Origin of the sequence: Cellulomonas carbonis (assembly GCF_014636275.1) — a bacterium.
Lineage (GTDB): Bacteria > Actinomycetota > Actinomycetes > Actinomycetales > Cellulomonadaceae > Actinotalea > Actinotalea carbonis.
Genome location: NZ_BMEB01000003.1, coordinates 420,594 through 434,727, shown reverse-complemented (window position 1 = coordinate 434,727; position 14,134 = coordinate 420,594). Strand labels below are relative to the sequence as shown.

General features: G+C 74.4%; 17 protein-coding genes and 1 tRNA gene. 10 read left to right on the top strand and 8 right to left on the bottom strand.

From position 1 onward, the window contains the following. Window positions 1–314: 314 nt before the first annotated feature. From rplL to IEV86_RS11995, 3 genes are all read right to left on the bottom strand, one after another. On the bottom strand, window positions 315–707 hold the full coding sequence (gene rplL / locus IEV86_RS12005; RefSeq protein WP_043605550.1) for a 50S ribosomal protein L7/L12: 393 nt from the start codon (window positions 705–707) through the stop codon (window positions 315–317). Window positions 708–811: 104 nt separating this feature from the next. Beyond that, a complete protein-coding gene (gene rplJ, locus IEV86_RS12000; RefSeq protein WP_043605552.1) occupies window positions 812–1,342 on the bottom strand; it encodes a 50S ribosomal protein L10 in 531 nt (176 codons plus the stop codon). A 283-nt stretch (window positions 1,343–1,625) separates the two neighbouring features. After that, entirely contained in the window at window positions 1,626–2,183 is a 558-nt protein-coding gene (locus IEV86_RS11995; RefSeq protein WP_043605554.1) for a hypothetical protein, read from the bottom strand. Between the two features lie 142 nt (window positions 2,184–2,325). Between IEV86_RS11995 and IEV86_RS11990 the strand changes: the two genes are divergently transcribed. After that, the gene (locus tag IEV86_RS11990) at window positions 2,326–2,730 is read left to right on the top strand and encodes a DUF4383 domain-containing protein (RefSeq protein WP_043605561.1); all 405 of its coding nucleotides are present in this window, start codon (window positions 2,326–2,328) and stop codon (window positions 2,728–2,730) included. After that, window positions 2,727–3,347 (top strand): hypothetical protein, encoded by a 621-nt coding sequence (locus IEV86_RS11985; RefSeq protein ID WP_188484690.1) that lies wholly within the window; start codon window positions 2,727–2,729, stop codon window positions 3,345–3,347. Before IEV86_RS11990 ends, IEV86_RS11985 begins: the two co-directional genes overlap by 4 nt. Window positions 3,348–3,415: 68 nt before the next feature. On the opposite strand, the gene rplA is transcribed toward IEV86_RS11985, so the two are convergent. The 5 genes from rplA to IEV86_RS11960 all read right to left on the bottom strand — a co-directional run bounded on the left by rplA (window position 3,416) and on the right by IEV86_RS11960 (window position 6,282). Continuing rightward, window positions 3,416–4,138, bottom strand: coding sequence for a 50S ribosomal protein L1 (rplA, locus tag IEV86_RS11980; RefSeq protein WP_043609053.1), 723 nt, complete (start codon window positions 4,136–4,138; stop codon window positions 3,416–3,418). 262 nt (window positions 4,139–4,400) lie between these two features. Further along, on the bottom strand, window positions 4,401–4,832 hold the full coding sequence (gene rplK, locus IEV86_RS11975; protein ID WP_043609054.1) for a 50S ribosomal protein L11: 432 nt from the start codon (window positions 4,830–4,832) through the stop codon (window positions 4,401–4,403). Between the two features lie 88 nt (window positions 4,833–4,920). Next, the gene (nusG, locus tag IEV86_RS11970; protein ID WP_043609056.1) at window positions 4,921–5,688 is read right to left on the bottom strand and encodes a transcription termination/antitermination protein NusG; all 768 of its coding nucleotides are present in this window, start codon (window positions 5,686–5,688) and stop codon (window positions 4,921–4,923) included. A gap of 49 nt (window positions 5,689–5,737) precedes the next feature. Continuing rightward, window positions 5,738–6,019: a preprotein translocase subunit SecE gene (secE, locus tag IEV86_RS11965; protein ID WP_043609057.1), complete on the bottom strand. Its 282-nt coding sequence runs from the start codon at window positions 6,017–6,019 to the stop codon at window positions 5,738–5,740. A 190-nt stretch (window positions 6,020–6,209) separates the two neighbouring features. Next, window positions 6,210–6,282, bottom strand: a tRNA-Trp gene (locus tag IEV86_RS11960). Window positions 6,283–6,457: 175 nt separating this feature from the next. On the opposite strand from IEV86_RS11960, the gene IEV86_RS11955 reads away from it, so the two are divergent. The 8 genes from IEV86_RS11955 to IEV86_RS11920 all read left to right on the top strand — a co-directional run bounded on the left by IEV86_RS11955 (window position 6,458) and on the right by IEV86_RS11920 (window position 14,132). Beyond that, a complete protein-coding gene (locus tag IEV86_RS11955; protein WP_043609061.1) occupies window positions 6,458–7,705 on the top strand; it encodes a pyridoxal phosphate-dependent aminotransferase in 1,248 nt (415 codons plus the stop codon). Window positions 7,706–7,792: 87 nt separating this feature from the next. Continuing rightward, entirely contained in the window at window positions 7,793–8,659 is an 867-nt protein-coding gene (locus IEV86_RS11950) for an ABC transporter ATP-binding protein (protein WP_043609064.1), read from the top strand. Beyond that, window positions 8,656–9,534 carry an ABC transporter permease gene (locus tag IEV86_RS11945; RefSeq protein ID WP_043609067.1) on the top strand — a complete coding sequence of 293 codons (879 nt, stop codon included), beginning with the start codon at window positions 8,656–8,658 and terminating at the stop codon, window positions 9,532–9,534. The genes IEV86_RS11950 and IEV86_RS11945 overlap by 4 nt, the downstream gene beginning before the upstream one ends. Further along, on the top strand, window positions 9,524–10,852 hold the full coding sequence (locus IEV86_RS11940) for a sensor histidine kinase (protein ID WP_081978892.1): 1,329 nt from the start codon (window positions 9,524–9,526) through the stop codon (window positions 10,850–10,852). The genes IEV86_RS11945 and IEV86_RS11940 overlap by 11 nt, the downstream gene beginning before the upstream one ends. Then, window positions 10,849–11,484 carry a response regulator transcription factor gene (locus IEV86_RS11935; RefSeq protein ID WP_043609072.1) on the top strand — a complete coding sequence of 212 codons (636 nt, stop codon included), beginning with the start codon at window positions 10,849–10,851 and terminating at the stop codon, window positions 11,482–11,484. Before IEV86_RS11940 ends, IEV86_RS11935 begins: the two co-directional genes overlap by 4 nt. Window positions 11,485–11,540: 56 nt before the next feature. After that, window positions 11,541–11,948: a hypothetical protein gene (locus IEV86_RS11930; RefSeq protein ID WP_052426484.1), complete on the top strand. Its 408-nt coding sequence runs from the start codon at window positions 11,541–11,543 to the stop codon at window positions 11,946–11,948. After that, the gene (locus IEV86_RS11925) at window positions 11,935–13,473 is read left to right on the top strand and encodes a sensor histidine kinase (protein ID WP_152605753.1); all 1,539 of its coding nucleotides are present in this window, start codon (window positions 11,935–11,937) and stop codon (window positions 13,471–13,473) included. Before IEV86_RS11930 ends, IEV86_RS11925 begins: the two co-directional genes overlap by 14 nt. Next, entirely contained in the window at window positions 13,470–14,132 is a 663-nt protein-coding gene (locus IEV86_RS11920) for a response regulator transcription factor (RefSeq protein WP_043609075.1), read from the top strand. Before IEV86_RS11925 ends, IEV86_RS11920 begins: the two co-directional genes overlap by 4 nt. Window positions 14,133–14,134 lie beyond the last annotated feature (2 nt).

Genomic DNA, 14,134 nt, shown 5'->3' with positions numbered 1-14,134 from the left:
AGGGCGGGATGAGGGGAGCAGGCACAGGCCAGCGCAAAGCGCTAGCGTAGCCGGACAGGACAGCATTGTCCAACCCGCCTCGTCAAGGCCCCACGCGGGCGACGCGCCGACGTCGTCGTGCCCGCGCATCCGCCCGGCGGCGCCCGCTCCCCCGCGCCGGCGACGCGCCCCGGGGCGCACCCGCCCGGGCTCCGCGCCCGGCGGACCCGACGCGCGCTCACCTCCCGGACGGCGCGAGGCCCGCACCCGTGACGGGTGCGGGCCTCGCGCTCGTGAGTGCCCGGGGCCGGGCGAACCCGGCTCTCAGGCGCGCGTCACTTGAGGGTGACGGTGGCGCCGGCGCCCTCGAGGGCAGCCTTGGCCTTCTCCGCGGTCTCCTTGTTGACGGCCTCGAGGACCGGCTTCGGGGCACCGTCGACGAGGTCCTTCGCCTCCTTGAGGCCGAGGCTCGTGAGGGCGCGCACCTCCTTGATGACCTGGATCTTCTTGTCACCGGCGGCCTCGAGGACGACGTCGAACTCGTCCTTCTCCTCCTCGGCGGCGGCCTCGGCACCGGCACCGCCGGCGGCGGGGGCGGCGGCGACCGCGACGGGCGCGGCGGCGGTGACCTCGAAGGTCTCCTCGAACGCCTTCACGAACTCCGAGAGCTCGATGAGGGTGAGCTCCTTGAACGCGTCGAGCAGCTCCTCGGTGGTGAGCTTCGCCATGGTGGCGTGTCCTTCCTTGTTGCCCTGGTCCGGTGCAGGCCGGAGAGCAGGTGGGTGTGGTGTGTCGACGAGCGGGTGGTGACGGTGGGCCGGGGCCCGGGCCGTCAGGCCGCCTGCTCCTCGGTCGCCCGCTTCTCACGCAGGGCATCGATGACGCGCGCGGCCTGGGCCGTGGGCGCCGTGAACATGTAGGCAGCCTGGTAGAGCTTGCCCTTCATCGCGCCGGCCATCTTGGCCAGCAGCACCTCGCGGGACTCGAGGTCCGCGAGCTTGGTGATGTCCTCGGCCGCGAGGGTGCGCCCGTCCAGGACACCACCCTTGATCACGAGCTGAGGGTTCGCCTTGGCGAAGTCACGCAGACCCTTTGCCGCCTCGACCGGGTCACCGGTCACGAAGGCGACGGCCGACGGGCCGGCGAGCTGCTCGTCGAGACCCTCGACGCCAGCCTGCTTGGCCGCGATGGCGGACAGCGTGTTCTTCACCACGGCGTAGGTTGCGTTGCCGCTGAGCGACCGCCGCAGCTGCTTGAGCTGCTTGACGGTGAGCCCGCGGTACTCGGTCAGCACGACGGCGTTGGACTCACGGAACTGCTCGGTGAGCTCAGCGACCGCGGCTGCCTTGTCCGGCCTCGCCATGGCAATCCTTCCGGTGGTTGTCCCGCAGTCGTCGACGTCCGGTGCCCCGGTACGAGAAGAGCCCCGCGCAGGTGCACGGGGCTCGGACGACGCGGGCGCGCACGGCGGCCACGATCGGGCTGAGTCACTGTCACCTGCGCCGGCCCCCGCTCGTGAGCGGAGCTTCGGTCCACTGTCCGCGCCTGGGCACGGGCAGCCGACGACCTGCGGTCTTGGGCTCGGACAGCGTACGCGACCGCGGGCGCGGGACCAAATCGTGCCCCGGGCGCCCCACCCGGCCGGCTCAGGCCCACTCCCAGCTCGCGAGCACCGCCTCGACCGTGGCCGTGCGGTCCACCGCGCCCTCGTGCCGGAGGTAGCCCACGGCGACGAGGTACCCGTCCCGCTCGACGAACCACTCCGTGAGGCGGGCGCCGTTCGACGTGAAGTGGGTGTCCGCCTGGAACGCCTCACCGTAGGCGCTGACGACCAGGACCGGGCCCGTCCGCGTCCCAGCGGGGGCCTCCTCGGCGTCCGGCCACGGGGACGCCGCCTCCAGGGCCGTCCCCGCCTGCTCGAGCGGCCCCAGGCACCGCACGGTCACCCACGACTCGTCGTCGAGCTCGAGGTCGGTGCTGCCCTCGGACGTCCGCGGGGTGACCGGGGCCGTCAACCCGTAGCCGGGGCACCCGCCCGACGCAGCGACACGCACCGCGTGCGCGGGCTCGATGGCGGTCGGCTCGAGAGTGACGGTCGCGCTCGGCTCGGCCCTGGGCGGCTCCGGGTCCGAGCACCCCGTCGCGCCGAGGACCGCGGCGGTCACGACACAGGCACCGACGACGGGGCGTGCACGCAGCTGCATGCCCGGACATCGGCGTCACGCGCGCCGATCTTGAGGCCGACACGCGCTGGACGGCCTGGACCGACCCATCCAGCCGGTCCACGGCTCCGAACCACGGGCAGCGCGGGACGTGGCGTCCCGCACCGACCGGAAGGACCGCACCATGACCTCGACCCCCTCCCGCCTGCTCGCCACCGTCCTCGGCGCGGTGTACCTCGTCGTCGGCGCCGTCGGCTTCGCCGTGACCGGCGGCACCGGGCTCACGTCGACCGAGGGCGCGACCCTCCTCGTGTTCGAGGTGAACCCGCTGCACAACGTCGTGCACCTCGGCGTCGGCGCGGCGCTGCTCGTCGCGGCGCGACGGTCCGCGGCCGCGGCGCGCGGCACGTGCCTCGCCGTGGGTGCCGTGTACCTGCTCGTCGGGGTCGCGGGGCTGTTCCTCGTCGACTCCCCCGCCAACCTGCTCGCGCTCAACGGCGCGGACAACGTGCTGCACCTCGCGAGCGCGCTCGTGCTGCTCGGTGTCGCGCTCGCCGACCGCCGCGCCCCCGTCGTCCGGACGGCGTGAGCACGTCCGGGGCGGCGCTCCCGTCGGCCGCCGTCGCCCTCGCAGGCCTCGGAGGGCTCGGTGCGGCGACGGTCGCGACGGGACTGGCCGCCGGGACGCTGGTCCACGAGGGGGGTGCGCCGTGGGCCGCAGGTCTCGCCGCGTCCGCCGCCGGGTTGGCCGTAGCGGGCGTCACGACGCTGGTACGCGCCAGGCCGCTCGCCCCGCGTGGGACGAGCGCGGCGCTCGCCGTGTCGGCGGGGACGTGGTGGCTGGTCGGCACGCCGACCGTCCCGGGCGCGGGCGGCGGCGCTGTCGCACCTTCGGCCGCCGACGCCGCGCTGGTCGCCCTGCTCCTGCTCGGCGCGCTCGGCACCGCGCTCGCCCACCGCCAGGGCCGCCGTCCCGCGCCGCTGCACGCGGCCCCGCGCGGACCCGCCGCCGGGCTCGCGGCGTGGGCGACGGCCGCGGCCCTCGTCGCCGGTCTCACGACGCCCGGTCTCGCCGCCACGTGGGCCGGTCAGCACGCCGTGCCGCACGGGGGCCACGGGGCCGGGGACACCGGGACGCCGTCGTCGCCCGGGCTGCCCAGCCTCCCGGACGGGGACCCGGGCACCCCCTCGGGGCACGGGCACTGAGCCCGACCCCCGCACGCACGAGGGGCCCGGCAGCCGCAGCTGCCGGGCCCCTCGTCGAGCACGTGACGTCAGGCGACGTCGCTCTCCTCGTCGAGGAGGTTGCGCGTCCGGTTCTGGTCGAGCGGGATGCTCGGGCCCATCGTCGTGGTCACGAAGGCCTTCGTGATGTAGCGGCCCTTCGAGGTCGACGGCTTGAGGCGCAGGACCTCCTCGAGCGCGGCCGCGTAGTTCTCCACCAGCTTCTCGTCGTCGAACGACGCCTTGCCGATGATGAAGTGCAGGTTCGAGTGCTTGTCGACGCGGAACTCGATCTTGCCCCCCTTGATGTCCGTCACGGCCTTCGCGACGTCCATCGTGACCGTGCCGGTCTTCGGGTTCGGCATGAGGCCACGCGGGCCGAGCACCTTGCCGAGACGACCGACCTTGCCCATGAGGTCCGGCGTCGCGACCGCGGCGTCGAAGTCCGTGTAGCCCGCGGCGACCTTCTCGATGAGCTCGTCGCCGCCGACCTCGTCGGCGCCCGCGGCGCGGGCCTGCTCGGCGCGCTCGCCGTTCGCGAACACCAGGACCCGCGCGGTCTTGCCCGTGCCGTGCGGCAGGTTGACCGTGCCGCGGACCATCTGGTCCGCCTTGCGCGGGTCGACGCCGAGACGGAAGGCGACCTCGACGGTCGCGTCGTACTTCGTGGTCGACGTCGCCTTCGCCAGGCGGATCGCCTCGAGCGGCGCGTAGACGCGCTCGCGGTCGATCTTCTCTGCGGCGTTGCGGTACGCCTTGCTGCGCTGTGCCATCTGCTTCTCCTCGCAGTCGTGGTCGTGGGGCCGGCAGCCGGCCCTGCCACTCGATGTCCCCCGTCGGTCGACGGGGGGTCCTTCAGCCCTGGACGGATCCTGAGGTCCAGGCCTTCGGTGCTCGCCTTCGGCGGGACCTCGCTGCGCTCGGTCCCACCTCCGGCTGCGCGCCTCAGCCCTGGACGGATCCCATGGTCCAGGCCTTCGGTGCTCGCCTTCGGCGGGACCTCGCTGCGCTCGGTCCCACCTCCGGCTGTGCGCCTCAGCCCTGGACGGTGATGCCCATCGACCGGGCCGTGCCGGCGATGATCTTCATCGCCGCGTCGATGTCGTTCGCGTTGAGGTCCTCGAGCTTCGTCTGGGCGATCTCGCGGACCTGGTCCTGCGTGAGCGACGCGACCTTCGCGGTGTGCGGGGTCGGCGAGCCCTTGGCGACGCCGGCCGCCTTCTTGATCATCTCGGCCGCGGGCGGCGTCTTGGTGATGAACGTGAACGAGCGGTCCTCGTAGACCGTGATCTCGACCGGGATGACGTTGCCGCGCTGCGACTCGGTCGCGGCGTTGTAGGCCTTGCAGAACTCCATGATGTTGACGCCGTGCTGACCGAGCGCGGGGCCGATCGGCGGGGCCGGCGTGGCCGCCCCGGCGTTGATCTGGAGCTTGATCAGGCCGGAGACCTTCTTCTTCGGGGGCATGATGCCTTCCTGGTTCGTGGGCCGACGCCGTGGGCGATGACCCGGTTGCAGTGCTGCCGTCGCGGCGAGGACCGCCGACGAGCTCGGCTCAGATCTTGGCGACCTGGTTGAACGACAGCTCGACCGGGGTCTCCCGGCCGAAGATGGAGACGAGGACCTTGAGCTTCTGCGCCTCGGCGTTGATCTCGGAGATCGTCGCGGGCAGCGTGTCGAAGGGCCCGTCGGTGACGGTGACCGACTCGCCGACCGTGAAGTCGACGGCGATCTGCGGCGCCGCGGCGGCCGCCTTGCGCTCGGTCGTGGGCGCCAGCGTCGGCGCGAGCATCCCGAAGACCTCGTCGAGCGTCAGCGGGACCGGCTGGTGCGTGTGGCCCACGAAGCCCGTGACGCCGGGCGTGTGGCGGACCGCGCCCCACGACTCGTCGGTCAGGTCCATGCGGACGAGGACGTACCCGGGGATCCGGACGCGGCGCACGACCTTGCGCTGCGCGTTCTTGATCTCCGTGACCTCCTCCATGGGCACCTCGACCTGGAAGATGTAGTCCTCCATGTTGAGGCTCTGGATGCGGTTCTCGAGGTTCGCCTTCACGCGGTTCTCGTAACCCGCGTACGAGTGGATGACGAACCAGTCGCCCGGCAGGCGGCGCAGCTCGGCCTTGAAGGCGTCGACCGGGTCGACGTCCTCCTCCTCGGCCACGTCCTGCGCGACCTCGACGGCGGCCTCGAGGTCGCCCTCGGCCTCCGCGACGGCGTCGTCCGCCTCGGCGTCCTCGACGGACAGCAGAGCCTGCTCGTCGAGCGTCTCGACGGCGGGCGTCTCGTCCTGCTGGGTCGGCTCCAGCGACTCCTGCGACACGGGGTGAACCTGCTTCCTTGTGACTGGTGCGTGGTCGGGCGGGCGGACGTCAGCCGCCGAAGACCCAGCCCACGGCGAGGCCGATGCCCAGGTCGAGCACGGTGACGAAGGCCATCACCACGGCGACGAACACGAGCACGACCGCGGTGTAGTTGAGCAGCTCGGACCGGGTCGGACGGACGACCTTGCGCAGCTCGGCGACGACCTGGCGGACGAACAGCGCGATGCGCGCGAAGAAGCCGCGCTTCGCAGGCTCCTTGCGCGCCGGGTGCGCACCGCCCTGGCCGGTGCTCTCGGCGCCGGAGGCGGCCGCGCGTGCGGGTTCGCTCACAGTTCGTCCCTCAGTCTCGTCGTGCTGCTGTCGACCGTCGTCCGGACCACCGGCACCGTCGCGGGTGGACCGCTCGGGCGACCCTCGGCCCGTCCGGCGTCCGGCCGTCGATCACGCCCGAGCCGCGGGCCGACGTCGGGCCGACGACGGCCTGCGACGGCGGGACGGTCCGGCCTGACGGCCGTTCACGCAGGGCAGGAGGGACTCGAACCCACAACCGCCGGTTTTGGAGACCGGTGCGCTACCAATTGCGCCACTGCCCTTCGACGCGGTCGACGCCCGGACCGGCCGACGCGGCGCTCCCGGCGTGCCGGGCGCGCTGCATCACGGTGGACGTCAGCCACCAGCCAGCGAGTGTACGTGGTCCGCGGCCCCCGGTCGAACCCGGCCCCCTCCGGCCGCGAGACGGCGGTCCGGGCGAGGTGGCCCTCTGCCAGTATGGCCCGCGTGAGCCAGACGCCTGCCGCCCCCGTCAGCCCCTCACCCGCACGACGCGTGTCGACGCGCGTCGGGTCGATCGCCGAGTCGGCGACGCTCGCCGTCGACGCCAAGGCCAAGGCGCTCAAGGCCGCCGGCCGCCCGGTCATCGGGTTCGGCGCAGGCGAACCCGACTTCCCCACGCCCGACTACGTCGTCGAGGCCGCGGTGGCCGCGTGCTCGGACCCCGCCATGCACCGCTACACCCCCGCGGCGGGCCTGCCCGCGCTGCGCGAGGCGATCGCCGCGAAGACGCTGCGGGACTCGGGCTACGAGGTGCAGCCGGGTCAGGTCCTCGTGACCAACGGCGGCAAGCAGGCGGTCTACCAGGCCTTCGCGACGCTCGTCGACCCGGGCGACGAGGTGCTGCTCCCCGCGCCGTACTGGACCACCTACCCGGAGGCCGTGCGCCTCGCGGGCGGCGTCCCGGTCGAGGTGTTCGCGGGCGCCGACCAGGGCTACCTCGTCACGGTCGAGCAGCTCGAGGCCGCGCGCACCGAGCGCACCAAGGTGCTGCTCTTCTGCTCGCCCTCGAACCCGACCGGCGCTGTGTACTCGCCCGAGCAGACCACGGAGATCGGCCGCTGGGCGCTCGAGCACGGCGTCTGGGTGATCACCGACGAGATCTACGAGCACCTCGTCTACGACGACACGGTGTTCACGCCCATCGTCCGCGCGGTCCCCGAGCTCGCCGACTCGACCGTCGTGCTCAACGGCGTCGCCAAGACCTACGCGATGACGGGCTGGCGCGTGGGCTGGCTGATCGGGCCGGCCGACGTCGTCAAGGCCGCGACGAACCTCCAGTCCCACCTGTCGTCGAACGTCGCGAACGTCTCGCAGCGCGCGGCGCTCGCGGCCGTCTCGGGCGACCTCGCGGCCGTCGCGCAGATGCGGGCCGCGTTCGACCGGCGACGCCGGACGATGGTCGACATGCTGCGCACGATCGACGGCGTCGTGTGCCCCACGCCCCAGGGGGCCTTCTACGCGTACCCCAGCGTCGAGGGCGTCCTCGGCCGCACGATCCGCGGCCGCACGCCGACGACGTCGGCGGAGCTCGCGACGCTCATCCTCGAGGAGGCCGAGGTCGCCGTCGTGCCCGGTGAGGCCTTCGGGCCGAGCGGGTACGTCCGGCTCTCCTACGCGCTGGGCGACGACGACCTCGTCGAGGGCGTCGGCCGGATCCAGCGGCTGCTCGCCGAGGCCGAGTAGGTCCGTCCTCGTGTCCACCGGTCGGTGGACACGAGGACCAGCCGGAGGACCCTCCCGCAGGACCGGCGCGAGGGCCAGGCTGGACCCATGACCAGCACACCGGGTGACGTCGCGGTCCACGTCCGCGACCTGCACAAGCGCTACGGCGACAAGCACGCCGTCGACGGGCTCGACCTCACGGTCGGCCGCGGCGAGGTGTTCGCCGTCCTCGGGCCCAACGGCGCGGGCAAGACGACGACCGTCGAGATCCTCGAGGGCTACCGCCACCGCGACTCGGGCGAGGTGCTCGTCCTCGGCGAGGACCCGCAGCACGCGGGACTCGACTGGCGCACGCGCGTCGGCGTCGTGCTGCAGAGCGCGAACGACCAGGCCGAGCTGACCGTGCGGGAGCTCGTCCACCACTTCGCGCGGTACTACTCCGAGCCGCGCGACCCGGAGGAGCTGATCGCGGCGGTGGGGCTCGCGGACAAGGCGCGCACGCGCACCCGGCAGCTCTCGGGCGGCCAGCGCCGCCGCCTCGACGTCGCCCTCGGGATCGTGGGCCGGCCCGAGCTGCTCTTCCTCGACGAGCCGACGACCGGGTTCGACCCCGAGGCGCGGCGCGCGTTCTGGCAGCTCATCCTCGGCCTGCGCGACGAGGGCACGACGATCCTGCTGACGACCCACTACCTCGACGAGGCCGAGAACCTCGCGGACCGGTGCGCGGTGGTGCGCGACGGGCGCGTCGTCGCGCTGGGCCGCCCCGCGGACCTCGGTGGGCGCGACCTCGAGCACGCCGTCGTCCGGTGGGAGGGCCCCGACGGCCCGCGCGAGGAGCGGACCGCGGCACCGACGGCCCTGGTCGCCGAGCTCGGCGCCCGCCACGGCGGCGAGGTCCCCGGCCTGCAGGTGCTGCGCCCCACGCTCGAGGACGTCTACCTGTCCCTCATCGGTGAGAAGGAGACCGTGCGATGACCGCCGCACCCGCACCCGCCGTCGCGGCCGCCCCGCCGACCACCACCCGCCGCGCGTCGACCGCGCACCGTCCGTCGACGCTGCGCCTCGGCGCGAGCCGCACGGCGCTGGAGCTGCGCGAGTTCTTCCGCGAGCGCGACGCCGTCGTGTTCGTCTTCGCCTACCCGATCATCATGATGGCGATCTTCGCGACGGTGTTCTCGGGCGACATCGACCTCGGCCCGGGCGGGACGGTCGCGTTCGCGCAGTACTTCCTGCCCGGGATGGTCGCGACGGGCGTCCTGCTGTCGAGCTTCCAGAACGTCGCGACCGGGATCGCCGTCGAGCGCGACGAGGGCCGGCTCAAGCGCCTGCGCGGGACACCCATGCCGCCGTCGGCGTACTTCCTCGGCAAGGTCGGATCGGTGCTCGTGACGAGCCTGGTCCAGGTCGCGCTGCTCCTCGCGGTCGCGACGCTCGCGTTCGGCGTCGAGCTGCCGAGCACGACCGACCGGTGGCTCACGTTCGCCTGGGTCTTCGCCCTCGGGACGGCGTCGGGGACCGTGTGCGGCGTCGCGTTCTCGTCCGTGCCCCGCTCGGGGCGGTCCGCGAGCGCGGTGGTCACGCCCGTCGTGCTCGTCCTGCAGTTCGTCTCCGGAGTGTTCTTCCAGTACGACCAGCTGCCGTCGTGGATGCAGGACCTCGCGGCGCTCTTCCCGCTCAAGTGGATGGCGCAGGGCATGCGCTCGGTGTTCCTGCCGGACGAGGCCCTGGTCATGGAGCCCGCCGGGGACTGGCAGCACGCGGCGACCGCCGGCGTCCTGGTGGCCTACCTCGTCGTCGGGCTGGTGGTCGGGGCGCGCACGTTCCGGTGGCGGCGGCGCGATGACGGCTGAGGCCCCGCGGGCCGCGCACGAGCCGGGCGACGGGCTCCCCCGGCTCGTCGGCGCGGGCGCGGACGAGCGCGACGACGCCGCCGGGTGCGGCGGTGCCGTGGGCGCCGTCGCATCCGACCGGGCGGACGACCGCAGCGACTTCTGGGCGCGGTCGCTGCGCGGCTGGGACGTGGCCACGGTCGCGCTGGTGGTCATCGCGGGCGTGACGCTCGCGCTCGACGACGACCCGCGCCGGGACGTCGCCGTCGCGTGGGGTCTGCTCGCCGGGCTCCTCGTGGCGTACTGGGCCCTCGGCCGGCGCGGGGCGCGGACCGGCGACACGCGCCTCACGGCGGCGTACCTGGCGGTCCTGGTGCCGCTGGTGTCCGGGGTCGTCCTCGTGACGCCCGCGGGCGCGCTGCTGCTGTTCGTGGCGTACAGCCACGTGTGGTTCTTCTCGTCGACGCGCCGCACCGGGATCGCGGTGACGGGCGTGCTGACCGTCGGCGTGTTCGGCGCGATGGCGGCGCACCACGGCTTCGACCGCGACGTCCTGCCGAACGTCCTGGGCCAGGCACTGGTGTCGGTGTCGTTCTCGCTGCTCCTCGGGCTCTGGCTGACCCAGATCGCCGAGCGGGGCGAGGAGCGCGCCGAGCTGCTCGCACGCCTCGAGGCCGCGCAGGACGAGCTGGCCGCGTCGCACCACGCGGCGGGCGTCCTCGCCGAGCGCGAGCGCATGGCCCGCGAGATCCACGACACCCTCGCGCAGGGCTTCACGAGCGTCATCATGCTGACGCAGACCGCGACGGCCGACCTGCGTCGCGACGACGTCGCCGCGGCCGTCGCGCGCATCGAGCTCGCCGAGCGCACGGCGCGTGACAACCTCGCCGAGGCGCGTGCGCTCGTCGCGGCGCTCGCACCCGTCGACCTCGAGGGCACGACCCTCGCGGACGCCCTCGGCCGGCTCGCACGTCGGTTCTCCGCCGAGACGGGCGTGCGCGTCGACCTCGTCCTGCCGCCCGGCCAGCCCGCCGTGTCGCGCGAGGCCGAGGTCGTGCTCCTCCGTGCGGCGCAGGAGGCGTTGACCAACGTGCGCCGGCACGCCGACGCCCACCACGTGCAGCTCGTCCTGCGGGACGCGACCGACGTCGGCGTGGTGCTCGAGGTGGTCGACGACGGGCGCGGCATCTCGCCCGCCGCCGTCGAGGGCTTCGGGCTGCGCGGCATGCGGGACCGGGTCGCGTCGGGCGGCGGCACGCTCGACGTGACGAGCCCACCCGACGGCGGCACGCGCGTGCGCGTCCTGCTGCCCGCCGACGAGGGGAGGATGGACCCGTGACCGCGTCAGGAGTGCGCCTCGTCGTCGTCGACGACCACCCGGTGGTGCGCGCGGGGATCGTCGGCCTGCTCGCGGGCGAGCCCGACCTCGACGTGGTCGGCGAGGCCGCCGACGGCGCCGCGGCGCTCGACGTCGTGGCCCGGACGGCACCCGACGTCGTGCTCATGGACCTGCGGATGCCCGTCGTCGACGGCGCCACCGCGACCGAGCGCATCCTCGCGGCGCACCCGCGCGTGCGCGTCGTCGTGCTCACGACCTACGAGACCGACGCCGACATCCTCCGGGCCGTCGAGGCCGGGGCCGCCGGGTACCTGCTCAAGGACACCCCGCGCGACGAGCTCGTCGAGGGCGTGCGCGCCGCCGCGCGCGGCGAGACGGTCCTGGCACCGTCCGTCGCGCGGCGCCTCGTCACGCAGGTCCGCAACGGCACCGAACGGCTGACGGCGCGCGAGCTCGAGGTGCTCGCGGCCGTCGCCCGCGGCCGCAGCAACGCGCAGATCGGCTCCGACCTGTTCATCGCGGAGGCGACCGTCAAGACGCACCTGCTGCGGATCTTCGCCAAGCTCGGGGTCGACGACCGGACGCGCGCCGTCACCGTCGCGCTCGAGCGCGGGATCCTGCGGACGCCCTGAGCCGGCCCGCCGGGCGTTCTCATCCTCGTCTCATCGGGGGACCCGATACTGGTCGCGTGCGACGCGCCCTGCCCCTCGCCCTGACCGGCGCCGTCGCGGCCGTGGCGGTCGCGGTGGGCGTCGCCGTGGCCGCGCCGCCGCCCGACGTCGACCTGGGCGACCCCGTCGTGGTCGGGCCGACCGGGACGACGGCCCCGGTCGCGCCCACGCCCTCCGCGGAGCCCACGCCGACGACCCCGCCCGCGAGCCCGGAGCCCGAGCCGACCCCGGAGCCGCCGTCCGGGCCGCCGTCGGAGCCCGCGCCGCCCCCACCGGCCGTCGTCGAGCCCGCCCCGCCCGTCGAGCCCTCCGACGACCACGGCGGCGACCGTGACGACGACGGGGATGACGGGGACGACGGGGACGACGACGGCTCGGACGACGACGACGGGGACGACGGCTCGGACGACGATGACGACGACTGAGCCGCGGACGAGCGGGGACGACCAGCCCACCGAGGTCATCCCGCTGCCCGACGACGGGGCCCGCACGCGACCGGCCGACGGCGCCGCCCGACGACCGACGTCCGTGCGGACCCGCATCCTCGCGGCGGTCGTCGCGCTCGCCGCCGTCGGGATGGCGGTCGCGGGCGGCACGGCCTTCCTGCTGCAGCGCGAGCGCGTCGACGAGCTCGCCGACGACTCGCTGCGCCGCCGTGTCGAGGAGTTCCGGACGCTCGCGACCGAGGGCGTCGACCCGGCGACGGGCGGGCCGTTCACGACGGCGGAGGACCTCATGCGGACCGCGATGCGGCGGTCCGTGCCGGCACCGGTCGAGGGCCTCATGGCGGTCGTCGACGGGAGGGTCGCGCTCGTCGAGCCCGACCCCGTCGCGGTCCGCCCGGAGGACGTGCCCCAGCTGGTCGCGGCAGGCGTCGCGGCGCAGGACGACACCCGTGTCCGGCTGCGGACGGTCGTGACCGCCGACCGGTCGTACCGCTACGCGACCGTCCCCGTGAGCGTCGAGGGCGATCCGTCGACGGGCGCGCTCGTCGTCGCCGTCGACCGCGAGACCGCGCACGCCGAGCTCGTGCGCACCTACCGGACGTTCGCACTCGTCGGACTCGCCGCGCTCGCGGTGCTCGCGGCCGTCGGCTGGCTCGTCGCCGGGCGGCTGCTGGCGCCGCTGCGCGCGCTGCGCGACACCGCGCAGCGCATCACCGACACCGACCTCTCCCAGCGCATCCCGGTGCACGGCGACGACGACATCTCCGAGCTCGCGCGGACGGTCAACTCGATGGTCGAGCGGCTCGAGCGGTCGTTCGCGTCGCAGCGCCAGCTCCTGGACGACGCGGGCCACGAGCTCCGGACCCCGGTGACGATCGTGCGCGGCCACCTCGAGGTCATGGACGTCGCCGACCCCGACGACGTGCGGCAGACCCGGCGGCTCGTGCTCGACGAGCTCGACCGGATGCAGCTGCTCGTGGACGACCTCGTCGTGCTGGCGACCGTCGAGCGTCCGGACTTCGTCGCGCCCGTCGCGACGGACGTCGGCGTCCTGACCGACGACGTGCTCGACAGGGCGCGGCTCCTCGGCGACCACGCCTGGCGCGTCGAGGCACGCGCCGACGTCGTCGTGCCGCTCGACGAGCGCCGCGTGACGCAGGCGTGGCTCCAGCTCGCCGCCAACGCGGCGAAGTTCGCGCCGGCCGGCTCCACGGTCCGGCTCGGCAGCCGGGTGCTCGGCGACGAGGTCGAGCTGTGGGTCCGGGACGAGGGGCCGGGGATCGCGCCCGCGCACGCCGAGCGCGTGTTCGCCCGCTTCCAGCGCGGCGTGCAGGGCCGCGGCGTCGAGGGCTCGGGGCTGGGCCTGGCCATCGTCCGGGCGATCGCCCGCGCGCACGGCGGCGACGCGTTCGTGGACCCGCACGTGACGACGGGTGCGCGCGTCGTCGTCGCCCTCCCCCTCGGCACCCCGCCGCCCGACGAGACCCAGGAGGAGCCCCGGTGAGCCAGATCCTCATCGCCGAGGACGAGGAGCGCATCGCGTCGTTCGTGGCCAAGGGGCTGCGTGCGGCGGGCTACGCGCCGTTCGTCGTCGGCACCGGTCGCGAGGCCCACGACCTCGCGCAGACCGGCGACTTCGACCTGCTCGTGCTCGACCTCGGGCTGCCCGACCAGGACGGGTTCACCGTCCTGCGCCGCCTCCGGGACGCGCGGAACGCGATCCCGGTGATCATCCTGACGGCACGGACCTCGGTGACCGACACGGTCGCCGGGCTCGAGGGCGGCGCCGACGACTACATGGCCAAGCCGTTCCGGTTCGAGGAGCTGCTCGCCCGGATCCGGCTCCGGCTGCGCGCCGACGGCGCGGCGGGGGCCGGCGAGCCGGTGCTCGCGCACGGCGACCTCGCGCTGGACCTGCGGACGCGACGCATGCGGGTCGACGGCCGGGACGTCGACCTCTCGGCGCGCGAGTTCGGCCTCGCGGAGGCGTTCCTGCGGAACCCCGGCCAGGTGCTGAGCCGCGAGCAGCTCCTCTCGCGCGTCTGGGGCTACGACTTCGACCCCGGCTCGAACGTCGTCGACGTCTACGTGCGCTACCTGCGCCGCAAGATCGGGGCGGACCGCGTCGAGACGGTCCGCGGCATGGGCTACCGCCTCGTCTGAGC

What these genes read in the sequence shown, in the direction of transcription:
- IEV86_RS11940 (WP_081978892.1), top strand. Translation starts at nt 9,524, where the DNA reads ATGACGGCTGAGGCCCCGCGGGCCGCGCACGAGCCGGGCGACGGGCTC.
- IEV86_RS11955 (WP_043609061.1), top strand. Translation starts at nt 6,458, where the DNA reads ATGGCCCGCGTGAGCCAGACGCCTGCCGCCCCCGTCAGCCCCTCACCC.
- IEV86_RS11945 (WP_043609067.1), top strand. Translation starts at nt 8,656, where the DNA reads ATGACCGCCGCACCCGCACCCGCCGTCGCGGCCGCCCCGCCGACCACC.
- IEV86_RS11925 (WP_152605753.1), top strand. Translation starts at nt 11,935, where the DNA reads ATGACGACGACTGAGCCGCGGACGAGCGGGGACGACCAGCCCACCGAG.
- rplL (WP_043605550.1), bottom strand. Translation starts at nt 707, where the DNA reads ATGGCGAAGCTCACCACCGAGGAGCTGCTCGACGCGTTCAAGGAGCTC.
- rplK (WP_043609054.1), bottom strand. Translation starts at nt 4,832, where the DNA reads ATGCCCCCGAAGAAGAAGGTCTCCGGCCTGATCAAGCTCCAGATCAAC.
- IEV86_RS11995 (WP_043605554.1), bottom strand. Translation starts at nt 2,183, where the DNA reads ATGCAGCTGCGTGCACGCCCCGTCGTCGGTGCCTGTGTCGTGACCGCC.
- rplJ (WP_043605552.1), bottom strand. Translation starts at nt 1,342, where the DNA reads ATGGCGAGGCCGGACAAGGCAGCCGCGGTCGCTGAGCTCACCGAGCAG.
- rplA (WP_043609053.1), bottom strand. Translation starts at nt 4,138, where the DNA reads ATGGCACAGCGCAGCAAGGCGTACCGCAACGCCGCAGAGAAGATCGAC.
- IEV86_RS11950 (WP_043609064.1), top strand. Translation starts at nt 7,793, where the DNA reads ATGACCAGCACACCGGGTGACGTCGCGGTCCACGTCCGCGACCTGCAC.
- IEV86_RS11990 (WP_043605561.1), top strand. Translation starts at nt 2,326, where the DNA reads ATGACCTCGACCCCCTCCCGCCTGCTCGCCACCGTCCTCGGCGCGGTG.